Origin of the sequence: Citreicoccus inhibens (assembly GCF_019039035.1) — a bacterium.
GTDB lineage: Bacteria > Myxococcota > Myxococcia > Myxococcales > Myxococcaceae > Citreicoccus > Citreicoccus inhibens.
This window is the reverse complement of sequence record NZ_JAHNZT010000076.1, coordinates 1-9,272: the sequence shown is the minus strand read 5'-3', so window position 1 is coordinate 9,272 and position 9,272 is coordinate 1. Positions and strand designations below refer to the sequence as shown.

Sequence of the window (9,272 nt, the reverse complement as noted above, 5' to 3'; positions counted from 1 at the left end):
GCCTCAATGCGGCTCCACTCGGCATCGCTCAGCTCATGTCGGCGCATAGGCCTGTGCTGAGCACCCAGGGCCCCTACCAGCAACCGCGCGCGATTGGGAGTTGACCGAACTGAACGTTCGGCCAACCCCGAGTTGTTTTCCGAACGCGAGACCAGGGACAGCCCCTAGGGCAGCATGGTGATGCGATTGAGCGCGGGGGCGGGCAAAGGGCTCGCCTGGGTGCTGTGTGCCTTCAGGTATGCCTCCAGCGCGTCGCTGTCCACGGCGCCACCCAGCCGGTTCGTCCCCTCGGTGAGCACCGGGAAGCCGTCACCCCCAGCCGCGAGGTAGCTGTTCACGGTGACGCGGTAGTTCGCCGCCGGGTCCACCGTCACGCCGTTGATCCGGATGGACGCCGGGTCGACGTGGCTTCCGACGGGCGCCGACGCGCTGAACGCATAGGTGAAGCCCGCCGACGGAAGCAGCATGAGGGTGGCTCCCGACGGCCGCCACTGCCGCTCCAGCAGTTGATCGATTTGCGCGCCCGTCAGCGTCACGGTGACCAGGCTGTTGCCGAACGGCTGCGTGGTGAAGGCCTCGCCGTAGGTAACCTCGCCCTGGGCGATGTCCGCGCGCACGCCGCCCGGGTTCATGAAGGCCACCTGCGCCCCACCCAGGTTCGCGGGCTTCGTCGCCTCCAACTGCGAGTCCGCGATGACGAAGACCAGGGTGGACTGGCCCACAGCGTCCGCCTGGGTCCTGAGCGTCTGAGCCACCCAGCCGATGACCCGGTTGGCCCTCGGCGTAACGAGCCCCTGGTACTTCGCCACCAGCTCCTTCACCGCGCCGACCTCCGGCACGTCGCGAGTGACGATGACGTTATTCGCGCGCGCCTCCACGACGTCGCCCGTCGCCTTGCTCAACTTCAGGTTGATGTCCGTGACGAGCTGCCCCATCGACGAGGCGCTCGTGACGACCTTGCCATCGATAACGCAGTTGTAGGCCTGATGCGTGTGGCCGCTGACGATGACGTCCACCGCGTCATCGAGGCCCTTGGCAATGCCCACGATGGCACCTGAGATGCGCCCGTCCGCCCCCTCGCCCTTGCAATCGTTCACCTGCGAGCCCCAGGTCGGAATTCCCCCCTGATGCACCACCACGATGATGGCTTCGATGCCCTGCCGCCGCAGCTCTGGCACCAGCGCGTTCACCGTCTGCACTTCGTCCTTGAAGGTGAGCCCCGCCACGCCCGTGGGCGTGACGACTTCCGGCGTGTCCTCCAACGTCATGCCGATGAAGGCCACCTTCACGCCCTCGAACTCGCGCACGTCGTAGCGGGGGAACAGCGTGCGGTCCACGCCCGTGGCCACGTTGGCCGCCAGGAACTTGAACTTCGCGCCCGCGAAGCCATCCCCGTCCAGGCAGCCATCCACTGGGTGGCAACCGCCCGACTGCATGCGCAACAACTCCGTGCTGCCCTCGTCGAACTCGTGATTGCCCACCGCGACCAGGTCCAGGCCAATCAGGTTCATCGCCTCGACCGTGGGCTCGTCATGGAAGAGCGCCGACAGCAACGGCGAGGCGCCGATCAGGTCTCCGGCCGCCACCACCACCGTGTTCGGATTGGTGGCCCGCAGGGCCGCGATGTGCCGGGCGAAGTACGTCACGCCGCCCGCGTTCACCCGCACCAGCCCACCGTCGGGGGCCACGCCCGCCACAATCTGTTGCGCGGGCTCCTCGAGCTGCCCGTGGAAGTCATTGAACGCCAGCACCTGCACGCTCACCGTGGTGGGCCCCGCGTCGGGCGTCCCAGAGTCGGACATCCCAGAGTCGGGCGTCCCAGAGTCTGGCGTCCCAGAGTCGGGCGTCCCAGAGTCGGGCATCCCCGAGTCAGACGTCCCCGCGTCCGTGCCGGAATCTGGGGGCGGAACCTGGACGGGATGATGCACACAGCGCTTGTCCTCGCAGACCCACTCCGTGTTCGAAGCCGGCGGTCCCTTGTCTTCACGGCAATCGGCGGCGACCTGGCACTCATCACCTCCGCAGCCACCATGCATGAAGAGGAACATGCCGGTGACGAACGCTCCGGCGAGCAAGAAGACGCTGGGACGTGCTCCCAGAAGTGACGAGCGCGGCGTGGCTTGTGGCATCGACGGAACTCCAACGAATAGGGAGGGAGAATCTACTCTGGTTCGTGGACGATGGCGCGACTTCACGGCGGCACGGTGAAGCTCGCGCCCCTCCTGCGCGCCGCCCTGAAAGCCTGACCCCGTGCATCTGGTAGCTTGAACGCATGGCTCAGCGTCCAGCCTCCGCGCCATCGTTCTGGCCCCTCCAACTCGGGAGGTGGGGGCTGTACGCGGGACTGCTCATCATCACCTTCCTCCCCATCATCTCCGCCGAAGGTGGTGCGCTGAACCAGAGACGTGTCTGAAGGAATCGTGGGGCGGAGGAGTCAGGCATTCACACTCTTGATTTCTGGCAGGACAAGAACATGCCCCAAAGCCCCCGCCTCGCTCGTTCCGGCATCAAATGCTGCTCTGTCAATGTGGCCACGACATGCTACGCCTACGGGGGCCTCCTCCCCTCGAGAGCGTCATGCACAAGATTGGGCAGAAACCCAAGCAGAGCCACACGACCCCCACGTCCTCCTCCGCCCCCCCTCTGCAATCGCCTGTGGCCACGGGTGCGCAGGGGCCTGCCCCAACGCCAACTCCGTCCACGAATACACCCACCCCTGCGTCACAATTCGTCGCGGGGACCCAACCCCAGCAACAGAATCCACTGGCTCCGCCTCGAAATCCCGGCGATCACACGTCCATCAGCGCGCGCCAGAACCAGACCTCCGTCTTTGGAAACCAACGAGTTCAACCCGCGAACGACGAGATGAAGAAGTTGGGGCCCGTCATGCAGAAGGTCATCACGGCTGCTCTCGCGGGACATTCGGCGCCGGTCACTTTCAGTATTGCTGTCGACCAGAACAACAAGGCGGAGTTCAAAGACGGCGGAGCCTGCTCCACGATCCTCGAGCAGTGGATTCGTACAGACGTCGGCTGCAACTCACCGGCAGCCGGCTCCGTGCAGTTCGCTTCGGAGCTGGAGGTTCCCAGCAACCGAGCCGCCTTGATGAAGAATCAGAAGACCACCGAAGACGTTCGCAAGGAAAATGCCAGACGGTTTGACCAGGCCGTCACTCCTGCCGAGAAGGATTATAAAGAGCTCAAAACCCGGATTGATCCACTCAAAACCAAAGAGCAAAACGGCTCAATCACGCCCAAAGAACAACAACAACTGAAGGAACTGCGCGCAAAGCAAAGCAATGCGTTCGGGTTCATCCAAGGCGCGATGAAGTCCGCGAGGATGGACACGTTGAATCTGGATGTAGCGTTGGGTGCGGGCCTCCGCTTCGACACGGATTGCATGGACGTAGACAATCTCACGGACCGGCTGAGGCCAATCGAAGGCAAGTCGGGGCCAGAACGGGCAGCCCACATCAGCAAGCGTCTCGACGACTACGTCGAGAAAATGGGGCCAGGGTATTACAGGGTCTCCATGTATCCCGCCAGTGGCTCGGGGCATGTCGTTGGCCTCAGGGTCGCCGAGGGCGCCGATCAACAACGCACCTACAAGTTCCTGGACCCGAACACGGGCGAGTTCACGACAGGAGATCGCGCGACGGCGATGAAGCTGCTGGAGCACCACGCCACGACGCTGGGCTACGCCGAGGACTTCACCAAGTTCACCGTGGACGTGCATCGCCCCTAAGAGCGTGTTGAGATGGACCGCGATGCAAGGCGGCGCAGCATGAGGCCGGTCATTGCGATGTGGATGAAGGCTTCGGACGAGTGCTCGTGACGCTCGTAGTCCCGAGCCAGTCGCCGCTGGCGAGTCAGCCACGCATTGGTGCGGTCCATGGCCCAGCCGATGACCCGCCGACTGAAGAGGTCCATCACGACGGCCAAATACAACCAGCCCTCGCGCGTGGGCACGTAGGTGATGCCCGTCACCCAGGCCCGGTCGGGCTTGGATGGATTGAAGTCGCAGGCGAGCAGGTTGGGTGCCACCGGCAAGCCGTGCTTGGAGTCCGTGGTGTGCACGAAGCGTCGACGCCAACGGGCTCGCAGCCCGGCCTCGCGCATCAGCCGAGCCACGCGATGCCGGCCTACGTGCTGCCCCTGCGCCTTGAGCTCGGCGCGCACACGCGGGCTGCCATAGGTGCGGCGGCTGTCCTGGTGCACCTGCTGGATTCGCTCCGCCAGCGCCTCATTGGCCTCTGACGGGCGGACGCCTCCCGCTCCTCCCAGGCGTAGTAGCCCGCTCGCGACACCTCCAGCACACGACACAGCACTGCTACTGGGTAGCTCGCCTTCTTCTCCTGGATGGCCGCGAACCTCACGTGCTCTCCCTGGCGAAGAAGGCCGCGGCACACTCAACCGGTGAGTGCACAACGGTGAATTCATCCCGATTGAGAGGCTGGCGGAATGCGCGGAGGTCTACCGGGCGAGGGGCAGGTCGAGGACGGCAATCCCTTGGACAGCGCGGATCTTTATGTGCCGTAATGCCACGCGCATGCGAACCTCTGTCTCTTTTTCTCTGATGATCGCGGCCTGGACGTTGCCGTCGCTGGCCGTGGCGCAGTCCTCCTCGGAGTGCGTCCCGTATGACTTCGACGCACAGGCGAAGGCCCAGGTCTTCACCATCAAGGCCCCCACGCCCAAACAGCCGGTGAGCTTCCAGTCCGAGGCCAAGGCCTGCCCTGCCCAGGGCAAGTGCGGGTGGAAGCAGCGCAGCTACCTCATTCCGGGGGACACAGTCCTGGCAGGCCCGGAGCAGGGCGACTTCCGGTGCGCCTACTACGTCACCGCCAGGGGCAAGCCCCTGGCGGGCTTCCTTCCCGCCGCGAACCTGGAGCCCGCCAAGGGGGAGAAAGGGCTCGACGCGGCGATCCTCCCGGGGACATGGGTGTACGAGGAGAATGAGATCGTCTTCACCTCCAAGGCGGGCGGGCTGCTGCACGCCGAGGGCACCGCCACCGCCGTGGTGAACGGCACGGCCAATACCGGTGGCTTCGCCGAGGACGTGAAGCCCGGAGGCGAGGAGCTTCGCTTCGGTGACCCCAAGGAAGAGGACGCGTGCCTCGTCACCGTCCAGCGCCGGGGCCCTTATCTGCTCGTGTCCGACAACCTCCAGTGTGGAGGCCTCAACGTGAGCTTCAAGGGCCTCTACATCCGCAAGAAGTAGCCGCTCCGCGAGCACGCCTCACGGCGCGAACAGCAATTGCTCAGGGCGCAGGGGGGACGGGGGTCACCTTCGACAGCTGCCCCGAATCATTGCAGCCTGTCTTGTCGAGGATAGGGATGTTGTTGGCCCTGCTGTCATTGACGATGTCCAGTGACAGCACGTCGCCCTGCGCCTGGGTCGTCAGCCGGTAGATGCCGTTGGGCTCCGGATTCAGCTTCCATCGCTGCTCCGGAGCATCCGCCGATTCGACGAGGAGGGGCGATTGCCGGCGGCATTGGCCAGGGACAGGCTGGTCCCACGCCTGTGCCTACCCAAAACTCAGTCGCTGCGTCATGAGTGCGTCAAGGCTGCGTCAAAACGCGCGTCAATGTGAGTGAGCAAGGCGCGCGGGCTTCGCGCATCCCAGCTCAGCGCGGAGTCCTGAAATCATCCTCAGGCTCATAGCCACGCCAGGTCGATGTGGAGAAGCGCGTCCGCGGGCATCTCTACCTTCGGGGCATGGACTGCGCGGAAAGCCTCGCCCACCACGCCGATGTCCGGGACTGCGCGCGCCTGGCCGTCAGCCAGTAGCGGCTCTCCGTCTGAACACGTAGGTGGCTCTGCACCCGGCCGGCGAGCATCCGAATCTGCTCCTCGACATTGGAACGTGGCCGCTTCGCGCCGCGCGGCAGCATCGTGCAGGGGTATCCGTCCAGGGACTTCCCCTACCATACGGTGCGCGGCTCTCGCCGCAGCATCCGCCTGGATGATGAGGAGCTTTCCCTTGCGGTCCCTTTGCGGTGATGCACGAGCCAAAGCGGGGCGCGTGCTGGCGGGCGCGCCGCTCTCCCCACTACGGTGCCAAGCGAATCGCTCTGGACCACGTCGGCGGCAGCGGGGAGAACTGGAGCATCATGGTCTCGTTGGTCTCCTTCGCCGCGCGCTCAAGGTCGAGATGATCGTCGGCGTCGACTTCGGTGCGCCGCAGCGGACGCGCGACCAGCGGCGGAAGATCATCGCCGTTGTCGCGCACTCGACGGGCTGGAACTCCTACCGCATCGACGCGACCGGAATGAACGCTCGGCTCCTCGCGGGTGAGCCTCCGGGCTGGAGCGCGAAAGAACTCGTCGACGAGTTGGTGGCCCGACCTGCGCGCGTCGTCGGGTTCGACTTCCCGTTCTGCGTTCCCCACGCGCTCCTGCGCGACCCGAAGTTCGCCTCGGACATCGGATACGAGCACGGCGCGTTCCTTGGCTGGCGCTCGTTCAACTCGTGGATCGCGCAGCGCCTCCCGCTCACCGACCCGCTCGACTTCACGCCCTTCGCCCCGTGGCGAGACCGCGCCGAGCGCTCGCGGCTCTGGACGAAACGCGCGACGGACATCGCCGCTGGTGGGCAGCCGCCGCTCAAGGACAAGTTCCAGGCGACGTTCCAGATGACGCTCCTCGGAAATGCGCTGCTCGCGAAGGTGTGGGAGTCGCACCAGTACCGCGTGCTGCCGGTGGCGTCCAATACGCACGTGTGGCGCGGATTCTTGCAGGCGAAGCCAGCAGACGCGCTACGAGAAGTCCCGCCAGAGGCATGGGTGTGCATGTCCGCGGGCGCGGGCACCAAGGGCCCTCGCCTCTGCGAGTGGGCTCGACTCCGCCTCAATCGCCACCTGGGGCTGTCTCGCTGGCTCCGGTGAGCGTCAAGGTAGTTGTCGCGTGAGAGGGTTCAGCCGACGGACCGCACCTCCTGCAGGAGCGGGGTGAGATTGGGAGTGGGATTGAGGCGCACGGGGCCGACCGGCGTCCAGTCGCGCGTGCCGCGGCTCCAGCGCGCGGGATGGCACCGCCGGGCGCGCTGGTACACCTGGTGGCGCCGGGCGAGCAGCGAGGCTTCGCGCCGGAAGTGTCTGTCATCGGGAGTGACGAAGCGGATGGCCGAGTGGCGGTGCTCGGTGTTGTACCAGGTGATGAAGCGCGTCACCCAGGCATGGGCGTCCTTGATGGATGTGAAGGGCCGCTGTGGAAAACAGGGGCGATACTTCAGCGTCCGGAAGAGCGCTTCGGAGAAAGCGTTGTCGTCCGAGACGCGGGGCCGACTGAAGGAGGGCGTGACGCCCAGCCACTGCAGGGTGGCCAGCAGCGTGGCGCCCTTCATCGGGCCTCCGTTGTCCGAGTGCAGCACCAGCCCCACGGGGCAACCGGCGTCCTGCCAGCAGCGGCGGATGAGAACCGCGGCGTGCTCAGCCGACTCCTCCTCGTGCACCTCGAATCCCATGATGCGCCGACTGAAGATATCCACCACCAGGTAGAGATAGAGGAAGGTGCCCCTCACCGGGCCCTTCAGGTAGGTGATGTCCCAGCTCCACACCTGGTTGGGCGCGGTGGAGGTGTGCTCGGCCCGAGGCCTGGTCGTGGGCGCCTTGGCATGTCCGCGATGGACCAACTGTCCAGCTTCGCGCAGCACCCGGTAGAAGCTCGCCTCGCTGGCCACGTACTCGCCCCGGTCCGCCAGCCGAGGGACAATCTGCTTGGGCGAGACGTCGCGAAACTCCTCGCTGTTGGCGACGGCGAGGATGCGGCGCCGCTCCACCTCGGAGAGTCGATTGGCCGGCTGGGTATGGGGACCGCACCGCCGGTCCTCGGCCGTCGCTGGTTTTCTCCAGCGTTGAATCGTTCGCGGGGCCACCCCGAGCCGCTCGCAGACAACCTCCAGCCGTACGCCCTTCTCCAGCGCCTCGTCGACGTGGGCGAGTGTCATCTCTCGCTCTTCTCGTCCCCGGAATCGTCCTCGTCTTCCTGGTGCCTCTGGTCCCAGCCCATCGCCTGAAGTTTCTTTTCGAGCACCAGCAGCGCCGCCGTCTCCGCCAGCGCTTTCTCCTTGCGCTGCAGCTCCCGCTCGAGCTCCTTCACCCGCTTCTCAGCGGCGGCCAGCCGCTTGCGCTCCTTGGCCGGCAGTAGCTCCGCCGACGTGCCTGAGAGGGCTCCAGCGGCCGCTTGCTGCCACTCCTTCAGCTGCGCCTCGTGCAACCCCTCACTGCGAAGCACTGCCCCCAGCTCCTCACCGGCAAGCCCCTGAGTCGCCGCCAGCACGCGCAGCTTCTCCTCGGGCGTCCACTTCTTCGGCCCTGACGGCGCAGCGGGCTTCTTCTCTTCGGGCGGAGGCGTCATCGCCGCCACCCTATTCGCCTCCCGCAACCACTGCGACAACGTCGGCTGGGACACTCCCACCTGTCGGGCCAACGCCGCCGCACTCACCGCTCCCGGGCCCACCATCCGCTTCACCATCTGCAACTTGAATGCAGCCGTGTACGACACCGCGTCCTGCCTGCTCTCGCCCCCAAGGCGTCATCAGCTCGGCATCTCAGCCGAGGCGACAACTTCCCTGACACAGGGGGGCTCCTCTTCCGGCGAAGTATCGCCGATGGAAAGGTGGCCTTCTACGTGGCCCATGCCCGACGCAATGCCTCGTTGGCTTCGCTGGTGAGGGTGGCCGGCAGTCGGTGGGTGATTGAAGAGGACTTCGAATCCTCCAAGGGCGAAGTGGGCCTGGCTGACTATGAGGTGCGCACGTGGACAGCGTGGCACCGACACATGACGCTGTGCTTGGTGGCGCACGTCTTCCTCGCCGCGGCACGGGCCCTGGCCAACCTTGGGCCTCAGGAGGGCTTGCCCCCCCAAAGCCCTCGGCCTGCCGACGCGAAGAAACCCCATGCGGGCGTTTCTCGGTCGGCGCGGCCTGCATTGACACTCCTTGTCCGTTTCTCCGTCCAAGAGGTACGCGGGCTGCTGCTGGCCCTGCTCCGACGCGCCGTCGCCCCAATTGAGCACGTCTTGGCGTGGAGTCGCTGGCGCCGCCACCATCAAGCCGTCGCCATCGTCTGCCATTACCGGACTCACGGCGCTCGTCTCAATCTACGACTGTAGGATTAAGCCCCTGAATCTCAAGGGATTCTTCCTCGGTCAAGTCCCGAATCGTGTGTAGTCGGTTCGGAGGGGGTACGGGGGAGGAAAGCTCCTTGGCGGCATCATTCAGCGGTGCCTGGGTTTGAAGTCAGCAAGGCCATGTCGAGGTAGCGACGGTCA

5 protein-coding genes and 2 pseudogenes are annotated in these 9,272 nt (G+C 65.7%); 4 read left to right on the top strand and 3 right to left on the bottom strand.

Going from position 1 to position 9,272, the window contains the following annotated elements:
* Window positions 1-164 precede the first annotated feature (164 nt).
* On the bottom strand, window positions 165-2,129 hold the full coding sequence (locus KRR26_RS35755) for a bifunctional metallophosphatase/5'-nucleotidase (protein ID WP_217082094.1): 1,965 nt from the start codon (window positions 2,127-2,129) through the stop codon (window positions 165-167).
* 143 nt (window positions 2,130-2,272) lie between these two features.
* On the opposite strand from KRR26_RS35755, the gene KRR26_RS35750 reads away from it, so the two are divergent.
* Together KRR26_RS35750 and KRR26_RS35745 are read left to right on the top strand one after the other, a co-directional pair.
* On the top strand, window positions 2,273-2,413 hold the full coding sequence (locus tag KRR26_RS35750) for a hypothetical protein (RefSeq protein WP_158611544.1): 141 nt from the start codon (window positions 2,273-2,275) through the stop codon (window positions 2,411-2,413).
* Between the two features lie 473 nt (window positions 2,414-2,886).
* Window positions 2,887-3,744 (top strand): hypothetical protein, encoded by an 858-nt coding sequence (locus tag KRR26_RS35745; protein ID WP_217082093.1) that lies wholly within the window; start codon window positions 2,887-2,889, stop codon window positions 3,742-3,744.
* 146 nt (window positions 3,745-3,890) lie between these two features.
* On the opposite strand, the pseudogene KRR26_RS37225 reads toward KRR26_RS35745, so the two are convergent.
* Window positions 3,891-4,399 (bottom strand): annotated as a pseudogene (locus KRR26_RS37225) (IS3 family transposase); the annotation flags it as partial.
* A 149-nt stretch (window positions 4,400-4,548) separates the two neighbouring features.
* On the opposite strand from KRR26_RS37225, the gene KRR26_RS35735 reads away from it, so the two are divergent.
* Entirely contained in the window at window positions 4,549-5,220 is a 672-nt protein-coding gene (locus KRR26_RS35735) for a hypothetical protein (protein WP_147423029.1), read from the top strand.
* A 934-nt stretch (window positions 5,221-6,154) separates the two neighbouring features.
* Entirely contained in the window at window positions 6,155-6,886 is a 732-nt protein-coding gene (locus tag KRR26_RS35730; protein WP_217082092.1) for a hypothetical protein, read from the top strand.
* A 29-nt stretch (window positions 6,887-6,915) separates the two neighbouring features.
* Here the strand turns inward: KRR26_RS35730 and KRR26_RS35725 are convergent.
* A pseudogene (locus KRR26_RS35725) lies at window positions 6,916-8,504 on the bottom strand (IS3 family transposase).
* Window positions 8,505-9,272: the final 768 nt, after the last annotated feature.